The following is a 14,008-nucleotide window of genomic DNA, read 5'->3' as shown; positions in this document are numbered from 1 at the left end:
CCATTGTGCCCCGCGAGGGCGTCAGGACAGCGTCAGCCGGGCCGCGACGGCCGCGGCGACCACGAGCAGGCCGGCGCCGAGGGCCAGCGTGTCGGGCAGGCGCCACGGCGCCGGCCCCGCCCAGGTGCGCCGGCGGGCCTCCGCGAAGCCCCGGGCGTCCATCGCGAGCGCGAGGGCCGAGGCCTGTCCGAGGGCACCGACGAGGAGCCCTCCGGTGACGACGACCGCCTCGCGGCCGCGGGCGAGGGCCCCGCGGTCGGCCCGGATGCCGCGCACCCGGCGGGTCGTCATGAGCTCGCCCCACAGGGTGTCGAAGGACTGGAGCCGTTGGAGCGCCGCCGTCGCGGCGACGACGGGTCGGGCCGGGAGACGGAGCCGCTGGGCGAGGTGGTCGCCGAGACGCTCCGGGTCGATGAAGCCGACGACGAAGGCCGAGGGCACGAGCAGGCAGAGGACGCGCAGGGCGGCTCCCGCGGCGACCTCGAGGTCCCGGCCGCCGAGGAGCCACGCCGACCAGGCGACGCCGACGACGGCGAGCGCCGCCGGGGCGAGGCGCGCGAGGACGCCCCGGAGGCGCCCCTCGGGGGCGCGGCCACGGCCCGGGGCGAGAAGGCCGACGAGGCCGAGGACGACCTCGACGACGAGGACGGCGAGTCCCTGGCGCCACGTCTCGAGCAGCGCGGGCAGGGGCAGGACGCACAGGGCCGCCCCGAGCAGGGCCAGGGGTCCGACCCGGGCGAGCAAGGGGTGACGCTCCGGCTCCGGGTCGGGCGGCGGCTGGGTGGGCGCCTCCAGCCGGACGACGCGGTCGGCGTCGTCGACGACGCCGGGGTCGTGGGTCGTGACGACGACGGCCGCGCCCTCGTCACGCGCGGCTGCCAGGACGCCGGACACGGCAGCCCACGTGAGTCGGTCCTGCCCGACGGTCGGCTCGTCGGCGAGCACGAGCGCGGGACCGTGCGCGACGGCCGATGCCATGGCGAGGCGCCGCTGCTCGCCGCCGGAGAGCTGGCGTGGGTCGGCCTGCGCGAGGTGCCCGAGCCCGAGCGCCGCGAGCAGCGCGTCGGCCCGTCGGCCGGCGGTCGCGGGGTCCTGCCCGAGCGCGAGCGGGGTGGTGAGCACGTCGTCGCGCACCGTGCGGCCGACGATGGAGGTCGCCGCGCGTTGCGGCACCCACGCGACGACGCGCGCGAGGTCGAGCGAGGACCACTCGTGCGGGGGCGTGAGCCGGTCCCGCGCGCCGGATCGGTCGCCGGTCTCGGCCGGGGTGAGCGGCAGCGCGACGTCGACCGTGCCGCGCGACGGCTCGACGAGGCCGCCGAGGGCGGCCATGAGCGAGGACTTGCCGGCGCCGCTGGGTCCGACGAGGGCCACGGACCGGCCGGCCCGCACCTCGAGGTCGGCGCCGTCGACGGCGAGCGTCGTGCGGGACCGCTCCCCCAGTCGCCGGCTCCGGTGCTCGACCCGGACGTCGGAGGCGGCTGCGACGACGCGACCCTGGGGCACCCGCCCGGCCGCCGCCTGCGGCGCCGGCTCGAGGTCGAGCGGCAGCGGTTCGGGGTCGGGCACGCCTGGGACCCAGATGCCCTGCGCCGCAAGGGATTCACCGTGGGTGGCAAGGACGGCGTGAGGCTTGCCGTCGGCCACGACCGAGCCGGCCGCGTCGAGGACGACGAGCCGGTCGACGAGGTCGAGCCAACCGTCGAGACGGTGCTCGACGACGACGAGCGTGAGACCGCGCCGCTCGACGACGTCGGCCACGACGGCCCGCACGTCGGCGGCCGTGTCGGCGTCGAGCATGGCCGTCGGCTCGTCGAGCAGGAGCACCGAGGGCTCCATGACGAGCGCCCCGGCGAGCGCGAGCCGCTGGGACTCACCCCCGCTCAGGGTCGACGGCGCGCTGTCCGGCGACATCGTCAGCCCGACCTCGCGCAGCACGGCCGCGACGCGGGAGGGCATCCCGTCCGGCGGCAGCACGACGTTCTCGAGGCCGAACGCGACGTCACGACCGATGCTCGAGGCGACGGTGCCCGCGCCCGGGTCCTGCAGGACGAGGCCCACCGATCCCGGAACCTCTTGTGGCGCAGAGCCGCCCACGGTCACCGTGCCCGACAGTTCGCCGGAGTCAGCCGTGAGCAGCAGTCCGGCGAGGCCCCGGAGCAGGGTCGACTTGCCCGACCCGCTCGGCCCGGCGAGCAGCACCCGCTCGCCGGGCTCGAGGGTGAGGTCGAGGCCGTCGAGGACCGGACGGGAGCGCCCGAAGGGTCTCCACGTCAGGTCCTGCACGCGCACGCCGACGCCCGATGACACCGACGGCGACGGCGCGTCGAGGTGTTCGGTCTTTCGTGCCATCGGCGCGTCCACGTCGACCGGGTCAGACGGCCCGCTGCTCGCGGACCTCCTGGCCCGGAGGGAACGGGTTGAGCGCACCCGCCGCGGCGAGCAGTCGCGTCAGGCCGACGGCGACGAGCGAGCCGAGGACGGCGACGCACGCACCGAGCAGGAGCAGGTAGGAGACCTTGTAGCCCCAGCCCCAGTCGGTCCAGTAGGAGTACCACTCGTAGACGGCCTCGAAGGCGCCACCGAGGAAGCCACCGAGCAGCAGCGGCGCCCAGCTGTAGACGGCATACGCGAAGGCGGCGAAGCCGAGCTCGACGCCGAGCCCCTGGACGAGGCCCGAGACGAGCGTGGTCAGGCCCCACTGCGTGCCGATGAGCGCCGACACGACGGCCGCCAGGAGCTCGGTGAAGACGGCCGCTCCGGGGCGCCGGATGATGAGCATGCCGACGATGCCGGCGACGAGCCAGGGCCAGTTGAAGAGGGCGCCGAGGGGCGGGAAGGCCGCCGACACGGCGTTCGACGGGACGGCGTAGACGAGCCCCCAGGCCCAGTACGCGACGCCGAAGGCGACGCCGAGAAAGGCACAGGTGAGCAGGTCGATGGTGCGCCAGCGGGTCAGCGGACCGCTCGCGGTGATGGTCGTGGACATGGTCTGTCTCCCGGGTTCCAGTGGATACGTGTGGATACCTGGGGGAAGCCAGCCGGACGGCACGCGTCGATGACGTGTGCCGTGCAGTGGCCTGAGAAATACCGACTTCCTTCGCCGGTGCTAACCGGAGCAGGTTCGAGGGTCTGCGGCTCGGCCCTTCGGGCTGCCGCACTCTCAGCGCGTGACGCGCTCCCCTGTCGTGATGGGTGGGTGGTGCTCTTCAGTTGTCGGGGGTGACTCTACTCCGCACCACGTGGGTACAGTCACGGCATGGGATCCAAGGACTCGAAGAAGGCCACCAAGGCGCTCGGCAGGGCCAAGGCCAGGACCGAGGACGCCGCCACGCCCCGCACGCCGCTCGGCGGCCCGGTGTGGAAGATCCTCAGCGTCGGCTCGACGATCCTCGCGACGAAGATCGCGACGGACGCGACGCAGAAGGGCTGGAAGCTCGCGACCGGCCGCAACGTGCCCGTCAAGGGTGACTTCGAGCGCGAGCGCACCCGCGACGTCATCCTCTTCACGGCGCTCTCGTCGATGGCCGTGGCCACGGCCCGCGTCGCCGTCGAGCGCGGCGCGGCGAGCTACTACCGCCGCTCGACCGGCCACCTGCCCAAGGCTCTCGAGGACGAGAAGGTGTCGCCCACCGACAAGAAGGCCTCGAAGCAGCTCGCCAGGGGCAAGGCCAAGGCCGAGCGCGCCACGAAGAAGGCCATCGACAAGGCCACCGGCGGCCGCTGACCCTCAGGCGTCGCCGACGCGCACGAGCCCCGTCTCGTACGCCAGCACGACCATCTGCACCCGGTCGCGCAGGCCCAGCTTGGCGAGGATGCGCCCCACGTGGGTCTTGACCGTCGCCTCGGCGACGAAGAACGCCGCGGCGATCTCGGTGTTGTTCAGGCCCCGACCGACGGCCTCGAGCACCTCGCGCTCTCGCTCCGTCAGGACGTCGAGCCGCTCGAGGCCGGACGGTTGCGCCGGGCTCGCGAGCACCGGCAGGAAGCGGTCGAGCAGCCGCCGGGTCGGGCCCGGGGCGACGACGGCGTCGCCGGTGTGGACGGCCCGGATCGCCGAGAGCAGCTCCGACGGGCCGGCGTCCTTGAGCAGGAAGCCGGCCGCCCCCGCCCGCAGGGCCGCGTAGACGTATTCGTCGAGGTCGAAGGTCGTCAGGACGAGCACCTTGGGGGTGTCGCCGCGCTCGACGACCCGACGTGTCGCCTCGATGCCGTCGAGCCGCGGCATCCGGATGTCCATGAGCACGACGTCGACGTCGCGGCCGGGCAGCGCGTCGAGCGCGGCCAGCCCGTCGGCACACTCGGCGACGACGGCGATGTCGGGCTCGGCGTCGAGGACCATCCGGAACCCCGCCCGCACGAGCGCCTGGTCGTCGACGATCATGACCCGGGTCGGCCGGTCCGTTCGTCGCTCCGTCGTCACCTCGGTCACCGCTCTCTGTCCGTCGGCATCGTCGCGAGCACCTCGAAGCCGCCGCCCGCACGCGGCCCGGCCGTCAGCGTGCCACCGTGCACGGCGACGCGCTCGCGCATCCCGGGCAGCCCGTGACCGCGCCCGTCGTCGACGCTGCGCGCCCCGACCCCGTCGTCGCACACGGAGATCCGCAGCACCTCGTCGGTCTGCTCGACGTCGACGACGGCGCTCGCGGCCGGACCGGCGTGCTTGATGACGTTGGTCAGCGCCTCTTGGACGACGCGGTATGCCGCGAGGTCGAGTCCCACGGGCCGGGCGCGCTCCGCGCCCCGGATTGTCAGCACCACCGGGACCCCGGCCGCGCGGACTCCTGAGACGAGGTCGTCGAGCTGGGCGACCCCACCCGTCGGTGCGAGCTCGACGCCCGACTCGGGGTCGCGCAGCACCCCGACGAGGCGACGGGTCTCGGTCAGGGCGTCGCGGGCCGTCGACCCGATGGTCTCGAGTGCGCCCACCGACCGGGCGAGCGCGCCCTCGGGGCTCCGCTCGGCGGCATACGCGGCGCCGTCGGCCTGCACGACGATGACCGACAGCGCGTGCGCCACGACGTCGTGCATCTCGCGGGCGATGGCCGCGCGCTCCTGCTGGGCGGCCAGCCGGAGGGCCTGCTCGCGCTCGCGCTCGACCCGCTCGGCGCGGTCCTGGAGGTCGGCGAGGCGCTGGAGGCGGGCACGCTTGAGGTCGCCGAGCGCCCACGCCGCGAGAGAGGCCGCGGCGCAGGCGACGAAGGTGAAGATGAACTCGCCGGGACCGGGCACGCGACCGCTGACGGCGCTGAACCGTGCACCGGCGATGGCCGACCCGAGGGCCGCGACGCCGAGACCGGCGAGGCGCACGCCGCGGCGACGGTCGTAGGCGGCGAGCGAGTAGAGCGCGACGAGGAAGGCGATGTCACCGGGAAGCAGGTTGGTCGTCGGGACGACCCGGAGCGCGAGGGCGACGCTGACGACCGCGAACGCCGTGGCCGGGTGGGAACGCCTCCAGATGAGCGCGAGGTTGGAGAGTCCCACGACTGCCCAGCCGAGGCCGTGACCCTCGCCGAGGACGACGAGCCCGAGGAGCGCGAGGCAGACCGCCAGCGGGACGTCGAGGAGCATCGGCCGGCGCTGCAGCCAGTCGTAGACACTCCCCTCGCTCACGCCCAGAAGCCTACGAGGACCTCGGGGTCGGGTCGTCAGACCGTGGTCGGAGACCGGCCCGACGTCGCCGACCGCCGGGCGGGTGTCTCCATCATCACGCAGCGAGCCCGGGTCATCGGCGCCCGGCCGGGAGGACGATGGAGGGGGACCCGAGGAGGGGCCATGAGCAGTCACGGGAGACCCGAACGGCACGGACCGGCGCCGGCACTGACGTTCCTCGGCGCGGCCGGGACCGTCACGGGCAGCAAGTTCCTCGTCGAGAGCGAGGGCGCGAGACTCATGGTCGACTGCGGCCTCTACCAGGGCGAGCGGCGCTGGCGGTCGCTCAACTGGGAGGCGCCGCCGGTCGACCCAGCATCGGTCGACGCCGTGGCCCTGACCCACGCCCACCTCGACCACTGCGGGTACCTGCCGGCGCTCGTCCGGGGCGGCTTCGGCGGACCGGTGCACGCGACGTCCGGGACCGCGGCGCTCGCGGCCGTCATCCTGCGCGACAGCGCGCACCTGCAGGAGGAGGAGGCCGAGGGCGCCCGGCGGGGCGGCTGGTCGCGGCACGACCCGCCTCTGCCGCTCTACACCGTCGGTGACGCCGACGTGGCCGTCGCGGCACTGCGCCCGGTCGGCGACGACGCGGCCGTACGCGTGGGCGGCCCGAACGGCGCCACCGTGACCTTCGTGCCGGCCGGCCACATCCTCGGCAGCTCGAGCGTGCTCGTCGAGGTCGACGGGGCGAGCGTCCTCTTCTCCGGTGACCTCGGGCGCCCGGACCACCCGGTGCTGCTTCCCCGCGCCCGACCGCCGGCGGCCCGCACCGTCGTCGTCGAGTCGACGTACGGCGACCGCGCACACCCCGAGGTCGACCCGGAGCACCACGTCATGGCCGACGCGATCCGGCGCACGATCAGGCGAGGCGGCAGCGTCGTCGTGCCGGCCTTCGCCGTCGACCGCACCGAGATCGTCCTGCTCGCCATCGCCGACCTCGTCCGGAGCGGCGCGATCCCCGACGTGCCGGTGTGGGTCGACAGCCCGATGGCCCTCGCGGCGCTCGACATCTACCGCGACCCGACCCACGCAGCGGAGGTGCGGCCGGGCGCCCTCGACCGGCTGCGTCGGCTGTCCGGCCTGCGGACCGCGCACACCGCCGAGGAGTCGATCCGGCTCAACACCCCGGGCACGCCGTGCATCATCGTGTCGGCCTCCGGCATGGCGACCGGCGGCCGGGTCGTGCACCACCTGCGCCACCTGCTGCCCCAGTCGCGGAACACCGTGCTGCTCACGGGCTACCAGGCCATCGGCACCCGGGGCCGCGACCTGCAGGAGGGGGCTCGCGAGCTGAAGATGGCCGGACGCTACGTGCCGGTGCGGGCCGAGGTCGTCACCCTCGACGACTTCTCGGTGCACGCCGACGCCGACGAGCTGCTCACCTGGATCGGCGAGATGCCACACCCCCCGGAGAGCGTCCACGTCGTCCACGGGGAGCCCGCGGCCGCGCGGGCGCTGGCGGACGGCATACGCGAACGGTTCGACTGTGCGGTCTCGGTGCCCCGCCTCGGCGAGCGGGTGCTGCTCGACTGAGGTTCGTCGGTCACTCGGCCCGCGAAGACCTTCCCGCGGGGGCGAAGAGGTGGTGTCCTTGGAGGGGATCCCCAGCGCGAGGAGGTGTGCCATGGAGGCACGGGTCGGTGACCGCATCACGATGGCCGCGGAGCACGTCGGTCAGAGCACGCGCGAGGGCGTCATCCGCGAGGTGAAGGGCGAGGGCGGTGCCCCTCCCTACGTCGTCGAGTGGTCCGACGGGCACACCGGGATCATCCATCCCGGACCTGGTTCGGTGCTCCGCTGCGAGCACCCGGCCGACGACGCAGCCGGCTCCTAGAGGTCGAGCGCGCGCACGATCGGCACCCCGGCCCGGTAGGCCAGGTGCAGGTGGCTCGGCGCGTCGATGACGGCCAGCTCGGCGGGCTGTCCCGGCGCGATGCGACGGTCGAGGCCGAGCGAGCGCGCCGACACCGCCGTCGCGGCGTGCAGCGCCTCGGCGGGCGTCATCCCCATCTCACGCACCGCGAGGGCGATGGCGAAGGGGATGGACGACGAGTAGCACGTGCCGGGGTTGCAGTCGGAGGCGAGCGCCACGTCCACTCCGGCGTCGATGAGGGCCCGCGCGTCGGGGTAGGGCGAGCGGGTCGAGAACTCGACGCCCGGGAGCAGGGTCGCGACGGTCGTGCCCCTGGCGGCGGCGAGCGCCTCGACATCGGCCTCGTCGAGGAACGTGCAGTGGTCGACGCTGCGCGCGCCGAGCTCGCAGGCCAGGCGGACGCCCGGGCCCGGGCCGAGCTGGTTGCCGTGGACGCGGAGCGACAGGCCCGCCGCGCGGCCGGCTTCGAGGATCGTGCGCGCCTCGTCGCCGTCGAAGGCGTGCGCCGAGTGGGGCTCGCAGAAGACGTCGATGCTCTCGGCGAGCGTGGTGGGGCCGTCGGCGGTGACCGCGTCGAGCATCGGGCCCGTCACGAGGTCGACGTAGGCCGCCCGGTCCGGGGCGTACTCCCGCGGCACGACGTGCGCTCCGAGGAAGGTCGTGTGCGAGGTGACCTCGCGGGCGATGCGGAGGCTGCGCAGCTCGTCGTCGAGGGTCAGGCCGTAGCCGCTCTTGATCTCGACGGTCGTCGTGCCCTGGGCACGCATCTCGGCGACGCGGGCGGCGACGAGGGCGCGCAGCTCGTCGTCGCTCGCGGCCCGGGTGGCGGCGACCGAGACGGCGATGCCGCCCCCGTCGTAGGGCGTGCCGGTCATGCGCGCGGCGAACTCCGCCGAGCGGTCGCCGGCGAAGACGAGGTGCGTGTGCGAGTCGACGAAGCCGGGGATGACCGCGCGCCCGCCGAGGTCGCGGCGGGTGTCGGCGTCAGGAGCCTCGGCGACCGGGCCGACCCACTCGACCACGCCGTCGGTCGAGACCACGAGGGCCGCGTCACGGATGACGCCGAGGAGGGCGTCGCCGGGGTCGGCGTGGCCGTCACCGCGGGCCGGGTCGTTCGTCGTCAGCTCCGAGATGCCGGTGAGGAGCAGGCTCACGCGTGCACCCCTCCGACGACCCCTCCCGCGACGCGGTCGATGGCACCGACGAGCATCCGTCCGACGTCGCCCATCCGGTGGTGGCCGTCGCTGACGACGACGTCGCCACCGACGACGACGGTGGAGACGTCGGAGGCGACGCACGCGTAGATGATCTGGTCGTGCGCGGCACCGGCGGTGTTGACCGTGTCGGTGCGCACCGTGACGAAGTCCGCGAGCGCGCCCTTGCTCAGGTGGCCGCCGTCGGACCAGCCGAGGGAGCGGTAGCCGTTGAAGGAGGCCGCGAGGAGCAGGTCGTTGGCCGAGAAGCGGTCGCGCTCGTTGGTGACGAGCCGCTCGTGCATCTCGAGACCGCGCAGCTCCTCGAAGGGGTCGATGATGACGTGCTGGTCGGAGCCGAGCGACAGCGGGCTGCCAGCATCGTGGAGCGCCCGGGCCGGGCCGATGCCGTCGGCGAGGTCGCGCTCGGTCGTCGGGCAGAAGCACGCGCCCGTGCCGGTGCCGCCGAGCAGGTCGATGTCGCGGTCCTCGAGGTGCGTCGCGTGCACGGCGGTCGAGTGGGCACCGAGGGCACCCGCCTCGTCGAGCAGCTGGGTCGGGCTCGCGCCGTAGAACATCTGGCAGGCGAGGTTCTCGCCGTGCTGCTCGGACAGGTGCACGTGGAGCGGCAGGTCGCCGGCCGCCTCGACGACCCGCGGCAGGTCCTCACGGCGGACCGCGCGGACCGAGTGGATGGCCGCACCGAGCCGCACGCGGTCGGTCTCGGGGCGGCGCTCCGACATCCGGGTGGCCCAGGCCTCGACGGTGCCGTCGCTGAAGCGTCGCTGACCGGGGTGCAGCTCGACGTGGCCGCCGCCGTTGAGGCCGCCCTCGAGATAGCAGGTGTCGAGGAGGGTGAGCCGGATGCCGGCCTCGTCGGCGGCCTGGCGCACCGCGAGCCCCATGGCGTTCGGGTCGCCGTAGGGGTGTCCGCCCGGACGGTGGTGGACGTAGTGGAACTCCCCCACGACGGTGATCCCGGCCTGCACCATCTCGGCGAAGACGGCTCGCGCGAGGGCGAAGTACGTGTCGGGGTTGAGCTGCTCCGCGGCGGCGTACATCTGCTCCCGCCAGCTCCAGAAGTTGCCACCCCCGCCGTTGACCCGGCCCCGCAGGGCGCGGTGGAAGGCGTGGCTGTGCGCGTTGGCCATGCCGGGCAGCGTCACGCCGGCGAGGCGGACGTCGTCGGGCTCGGGATCGGCATCGACGAGGACCTCCTTGAAGAGGCCGTCCTGGGTCACGAGACGGACCCGTCGCGCGAATCCTCCTGTGAGCCAGGCACTCTCGCACCAGAATGCAGTCATCGGGCGTCGCTCATCGACTCGGGGTCCTTCCCTGTGCACAGCTCGGTCACGACGGCTGTCAGGGCCGTGACCCCATGGTGACAGTCATCCGTGCTCGCGAGCTCGGCGGGTGAGTGTGAAACTCCTGTGGGGTTGCGGACGAAGAGCATCGCGCTCGGGACGCCGTGCGTCGCGAGGATGCCCGCGTCGTGCCCGGCGCCCGTCCCGAGCAGCGGCGCGTCGGGGAGGATCTCGCGCAGCCTGCCGACGAGCCCGGTGTCGAAGGTGGTCGTCGGCGTCCACGACTCGGGGGTCGTCGTGGCGCCCGATCGACCGGCCTCCGACGACACGGCGTCGACCGCCGCGTGCACGACGTGCTCGCTGCGGCCGCGGACGTCGAGCCAGGCCGTGACGTGGCTCGGGATCGCGTTGACGCCTCCCGGGACGACGTGGACCTTGCCCACCGTGGCCACGCAGCCGAGCCCGACGGCGTACGACCGGGCCGCCTGGATGACCGTGGCGAGGCCGATCATCGCGTCCTGCCGATCGGCGATGCGCGTCGTGCCGGCGTGGTTGGCCTCGCCGGGGATGTCGACCCGCCAGCGGCCGTGCGGCCAGATGTCGGTGCCGATCGCGACGGCCCGGCCGGGGTCGCCGAGGTCCTCGCTGCCGTCGGGGGCGAGGGCGAGCGCCTTGCCCTGCTCGACGTGCAGCTCGACGAAACGGCCGACGCGTCGCACGGTGTCGTCGTCACGGCCGAGCGTCTTCGGGTCCCGTCCCGCGCTGCGCCAGGCCTCCGCCATCGACACGCCGTCGGCGTCGGTCAGCGAGCGGGCGCGGTCGGCGTCGAGGGCCCCGGTGATGATCCGGGAGCCCGCGCAGGCGATGCCGAAGCGCGCCCCCTCCTCGTCGACGAAGTTGACGACACCGAGCGGCACGTCCGGCTCGAAGCCCGCGTCGCGCAGCGCATCGACGGTCGCGAGGGCGCTGACGACGCCGAGCGGGCCGTCGAACGCGCCGCCGTCGGGCACCGAGTCGAGGTGCGAGCCGATGACGACCCCCGGCGTCGTGTCGGGATCGCCCCACCAGCCCCACTGGTTGCCGGCCCGGTCCTCGACGAGGTCGAGACCGCGGGTGGCGCACTCGGCGGCGAACCACTCCCGCAGGTCGTGGTCGGTCCGGGTCCACGCGTAGCGGCGGTAGCCACCCGATCCGGCGTCGCGGCCGACGGGCTCGAGATCAGCCCACATCCGGTCGAAGCTCGTCGTCGTCACCTCGATCACCACTCCTCGCAACGCCGGCGTCTGCGTCCGGCTGTGTAACTAGGCTCTGTCCCATGGATCCTGACCGCGATGACACCGCCGAGCGTAGTGACTCGGGCCCGGAAGCGCCGATCCGCACGCCCGCGGTCGACGCGGTCCTCGCGGCGGGCATCGAGCACACGGTGACCCGGCACGGGCGCGTGTCGAGTCTCGAGGAGGCGGCCGCCGCTCGGGGCATCGAGCCGCGTGACCTCATCAAGACCCTCGTCGTGCGCCGGGCCGAGGACGACCACGTCTTCGTCCTCGTACCCGGTGACCGCACCTTCTCCTGGGCCAAGGTGCGTGCCCTGCTCGGCACGAACCGCATCTCGATGCCCGACGCCGCGACCGCCAAGGCCGTCACGGGCTACGAGCGCGGCACCATCACGCCCTTCGGCTCGGCCGCGCGCCTTCCCGTCATCGCCGACACGCACCTCGTCGGTCGCCGCATCTCGCTCGGCGGTGGCGGCCACGGCATCGGCCTCACCGTCAACGGCGACGACGTCATCCGCCTCTTCGAGGCGACGGTCGCCGACATCTCCGACGAGGAGGTCCGCACGGACCGTTGACGCCCCTACGGCCCCGAGGGCGCAGACTGTGCACATGTCACGCACCCCGCTGCCCACCAAACCGTGCGCTCGATGCGGTCGCACGATCACGTGGCGCAAGGCCTGGGAGCGCGACTGGGCCACGGTGCGCTGGTGCTCGGACAACTGCCGCAAGCACGGCCTGACCCCCGTCGACCTCGAGCTCGAGGACACCCTGGCCAAGCTCGTCAGGGCGCACGCCGCCTCGGCCACGGTCGACCCGGCGGAGGCGGCCAGGTCCGTCGGTGGCGCGGACTGGGAGGCGCTCGTCGAGCCGGCCCGGAACGCCGCCCGACGGCTCGTCGCCGCCGGGCGCGCCCAGATCATCCAGGGTGGTCGGGTCATCGACCCGGACCACGCCAAGGGCCCGATCACGGTGCGCCGCCCCCGCTGAGCGGCCCGCACGACCCCACCGGACGGCATACGCCCTCTCAGCCCTCCTGCATCGGGACACGGACACCGCGCTCGTGCGCGACGCGGTCGGCGATGTCGTAGCCGGCGTCGACGTGGCGGATGACACCCATGCCGGGGTCGTTCGACAGGACGCGTGCGAGCTTCTGCGCGGCGAGGTCGGTGCCGTCGGCGAGGGAGACCTGACCGGCGTGGAGGCTGCGGCCGATGCCGACGCCGCCGCCGTGGTGGATCGAGACCCAGCTCGCGCCCGAGCTCGTGTTGACGAGCGCGTTGAGCAGCGGCCAGTCGGCGATGGCGTCGGAGCCGTCGGCCATCGACTCGGTCTCGCGGTACGGGCTCGCGACGGAGCCGCTGTCGAGGTGGTCCCGGCCGATGACGATGGGCGCGGAGATCTCGCCCGTGCGCACCATCTCGTTGAACTTCAGGCCGGCCTTGTCACGCTCGCCGTAGCCGAGCCAGCAGATGCGGGCAGGCAGGCCCTGGAAGGCGATCCGCTCCTGCGCGCCCCGGATCCACTTGTGCAGGCGGTCGTTGTCGGGGAAGAGCTCGAGCACGGCCTTGTCGGTCGCGGCGATGTCGCGCGGGTCGCCCGACAGCGCGGCCCACCGGAACGGGCCCTTGCCCTCGCAGAAGAGCGGGCGGATGTAGGCTGGCACGAAGCCGGGGAACTCGAAGGCCCGGTCGTAGCCGCCCTGGCGGGCCTCGTCGCGGATCGAGTTGCCGTAGTCGAAGACCTCGGCGCCGGCGTCCTGGAACTCGACCATCGCCTTGACGTGCTTGGCCATCGAGGCGCGGGCGCGGTCGGTGAAGTCCTCGGGCTTCTTCTCGGCGTACTCGGCCCAGTCGGCGAGGTCGACGCCCTCGGGCAGATAGCTGAGCGGGTCGTGCGCCGACGTCTGGTCGGTGACGATGTCGATCTCGACGCCCCGGCGGAGCAGCTCGGGGAAGACCTCGGCGGCGTTGCCGACGACGCCGACCGACCAGCCGCGGCGCTCGCGCTTGGCCGCCAGCGCCTTATCGACGGCGTCGTCGAGGTCGGTCGCGACCTCGTCGAGGTAGCGGTGCTCGACGCGCCGCTGGAGGCGGGCGGGGTCGACGTCGACGATGAGGCAGGCGCCGTCGTTGAGCGTGACGGCGAGCGGCTGCGCGCCGCCCATGCCGCCACAGCCGCCGGTCAGGGTCAGCGTGCCGGCGAGGGTGCCGCCGAACTTCTTCTCGGCGACGGCGGCAAAGGTCTCGTAGGTGCCCTGGACGATGCCCTGGGTGCCGATGTAGATCCACGACCCGGCCGTCATCTGGCCGTACATCGTCAGGCCCAGGTGCTCGAGGCGGCGGAACTCGGGCCACGTCGCCCAGTCGCCGACGAGGTTGGAGTTGGCGATGAGGACGCGCGGCGCCCACTCGTGCGTCTGCATGACGCCGACGGGGCGGCCGCTCTGGACGAGCATCGTCTCGTCCTGCTTGAGCGTGGTCAGCGTGCGCACCATCGCGTCGAAGGACTTCCAGTCGCGAGCCGCGCGACCGGTGCCGCCGTAGACGACGAGGTCGTCGGGGCGCTCGGCCACCTCGGGGTCGAGGTTGTTCATGAGCATCCGCAGCGGGGCCTCGGTGGCCCACGACTGCGCCGTCAGGGTCGTCCCACGCGCCGCGCGGACGGGTCGTGCACCTTCCATGTCACTCTCCTTCGAGGTGGAAAAACGTT

At 73.8% G+C, this 14,008-nt stretch carries 13 protein-coding genes and 1 riboswitch; of the genes, 5 read left to right on the top strand and 8 right to left on the bottom strand.

Going from position 1 to position 14,008, the window contains the following annotated elements; translation table 11 throughout:
- Positions 1-21 precede the first annotated feature (21 nt).
- Positions 22-2,352, bottom strand: coding sequence for an ATP-binding cassette domain-containing protein (locus H283_RS0103720; protein WP_020142178.1), 2,331 nt, complete (start codon positions 2,350-2,352; stop codon positions 22-24).
- A 22-nt stretch (positions 2,353-2,374) separates the two neighbouring features.
- Entirely contained in the window at positions 2,375-2,989 is a 615-nt protein-coding gene (locus H283_RS0103715) for an ECF transporter S component (protein WP_020142177.1), read from the bottom strand.
- Positions 2,990-3,078: 89 nt separating this feature from the next.
- Positions 3,079-3,195: riboswitch (TPP riboswitch) on the bottom strand.
- A gap of 64 nt (positions 3,196-3,259) precedes the next feature.
- Between H283_RS0103715 and H283_RS0103710 the strand changes: the two genes are divergently transcribed.
- A complete protein-coding gene (locus H283_RS0103710; RefSeq protein WP_020142176.1) occupies positions 3,260-3,727 on the top strand; it encodes a DUF4235 domain-containing protein in 468 nt (155 codons plus the stop codon).
- Positions 3,728-3,730: 3 nt separating this feature from the next.
- Here the strand turns inward: H283_RS0103710 and H283_RS0103705 are convergent, their stop codons facing one another.
- Together H283_RS0103705 and H283_RS0103700 are read right to left on the bottom strand one after the other, a co-directional pair.
- Positions 3,731-4,384, bottom strand: a complete 654-nt coding sequence (locus H283_RS0103705) for a response regulator transcription factor (protein ID WP_043648360.1) — start codon at positions 4,382-4,384, stop codon at positions 3,731-3,733.
- A 44-nt stretch (positions 4,385-4,428) separates the two neighbouring features.
- Positions 4,429-5,613 (bottom strand): sensor histidine kinase, encoded by a 1,185-nt coding sequence (locus tag H283_RS0103700; RefSeq protein ID WP_020142174.1) that lies wholly within the window; start codon positions 5,611-5,613, stop codon positions 4,429-4,431.
- A gap of 162 nt (positions 5,614-5,775) precedes the next feature.
- On the opposite strand from H283_RS0103700, the gene H283_RS0103695 reads away from it, so the two are divergent.
- Positions 5,776-7,188 carry an MBL fold metallo-hydrolase RNA specificity domain-containing protein gene (locus tag H283_RS0103695; protein WP_020142173.1) on the top strand — a complete coding sequence of 471 codons (1,413 nt, stop codon included), beginning with the start codon at positions 5,776-5,778 and terminating at the stop codon, positions 7,186-7,188.
- Between the two features lie 91 nt (positions 7,189-7,279).
- Complete coding sequence (locus H283_RS0103690; RefSeq protein WP_020142172.1) at positions 7,280-7,489, top strand: DUF1918 domain-containing protein; 210 nt, start codon at positions 7,280-7,282, stop codon at positions 7,487-7,489.
- Here the strand turns inward: H283_RS0103690 and hutI are convergent.
- Genes hutI through H283_RS0103675 form a run of 3 tightly spaced genes read right to left on the bottom strand, consistent with a single transcriptional unit; the run spans position 7,486 to position 11,287 of the window.
- Positions 7,486-8,682, bottom strand: coding sequence for an imidazolonepropionase (gene hutI, locus H283_RS0103685; protein ID WP_020142171.1), 1,197 nt, complete (start codon positions 8,680-8,682; stop codon positions 7,486-7,488). The genes H283_RS0103690 and hutI overlap by 4 nt on opposite strands.
- The gene (locus H283_RS0103680; RefSeq protein WP_028785308.1) at positions 8,679-10,025 is read right to left on the bottom strand and encodes a formimidoylglutamate deiminase; all 1,347 of its coding nucleotides are present in this window, start codon (positions 10,023-10,025) and stop codon (positions 8,679-8,681) included. The genes hutI and H283_RS0103680 overlap by 4 nt, the downstream gene beginning before the upstream one ends.
- Positions 10,022-11,287, bottom strand: coding sequence for an allantoate amidohydrolase (locus tag H283_RS0103675; RefSeq protein ID WP_020142169.1), 1,266 nt, complete (start codon positions 11,285-11,287; stop codon positions 10,022-10,024). Before H283_RS0103675 ends, H283_RS0103680 begins: the two co-directional genes overlap by 4 nt.
- Before the next feature lie 53 nt (positions 11,288-11,340).
- On the opposite strand from H283_RS0103675, the gene H283_RS0103670 reads away from it, so the two are divergent.
- Entirely contained in the window at positions 11,341-11,874 is a 534-nt protein-coding gene (locus H283_RS0103670) for an aminoacyl-tRNA deacylase (RefSeq protein ID WP_020142168.1), read from the top strand.
- A gap of 34 nt (positions 11,875-11,908) precedes the next feature.
- Entirely contained in the window at positions 11,909-12,286 is a 378-nt protein-coding gene (locus tag H283_RS0103665) for a DUF2256 and DUF3253 domain-containing protein (RefSeq protein WP_020142167.1), read from the top strand.
- A gap of 37 nt (positions 12,287-12,323) precedes the next feature.
- Here H283_RS0103665 and hutU read toward each other — a convergent pair whose 3' ends face one another.
- A complete protein-coding gene (gene hutU / locus H283_RS0103660) occupies positions 12,324-13,979 on the bottom strand; it encodes a urocanate hydratase (RefSeq protein WP_020142166.1) in 1,656 nt (551 codons plus the stop codon).
- Positions 13,980-14,008: the final 29 nt, after the last annotated feature.

This window comes from Terracoccus sp. 273MFTsu3.1 (genome assembly GCF_000383675.1).
In the GTDB taxonomy this organism is placed as follows: domain Bacteria; phylum Actinomycetota; class Actinomycetes; order Actinomycetales; family Dermatophilaceae; genus Terrabacter.
This window is presented reverse-complemented; position numbering and strand designations above follow the sequence as displayed.

Bases quoted from the DNA above. Each gene is read 5' to 3' on its own strand.
- H283_RS0103720 (WP_020142178.1), bottom strand. From the start codon at position 2,352: ATGGCACGAAAGACCGAACACCTCGACGCGCCGTCGCCGTCGGTGTCA.
- H283_RS0103715 (WP_020142177.1), bottom strand. From the start codon at position 2,989: ATGTCCACGACCATCACCGCGAGCGGTCCGCTGACCCGCTGGCGCACC.
- H283_RS0103710 (WP_020142176.1), top strand. From the start codon at position 3,260: ATGGGATCCAAGGACTCGAAGAAGGCCACCAAGGCGCTCGGCAGGGCC.
- H283_RS0103705 (WP_043648360.1), bottom strand. From the start codon at position 4,384: ATGATCGTCGACGACCAGGCGCTCGTGCGGGCGGGGTTCCGGATGGTC.
- H283_RS0103695 (WP_020142173.1), top strand. From the start codon at position 5,776: ATGAGCAGTCACGGGAGACCCGAACGGCACGGACCGGCGCCGGCACTG.
- H283_RS0103690 (WP_020142172.1), top strand. From the start codon at position 7,280: ATGGAGGCACGGGTCGGTGACCGCATCACGATGGCCGCGGAGCACGTC.
- H283_RS0103680 (WP_028785308.1), bottom strand. From the start codon at position 10,025: ATGACTGCATTCTGGTGCGAGAGTGCCTGGCTCACAGGAGGATTCGCG.
- H283_RS0103670 (WP_020142168.1), top strand. From the start codon at position 11,341: ATGGATCCTGACCGCGATGACACCGCCGAGCGTAGTGACTCGGGCCCG.
- H283_RS0103665 (WP_020142167.1), top strand. From the start codon at position 11,909: ATGTCACGCACCCCGCTGCCCACCAAACCGTGCGCTCGATGCGGTCGC.
- hutU (WP_020142166.1), bottom strand. From the start codon at position 13,979: ATGGAAGGTGCACGACCCGTCCGCGCGGCGCGTGGGACGACCCTGACG.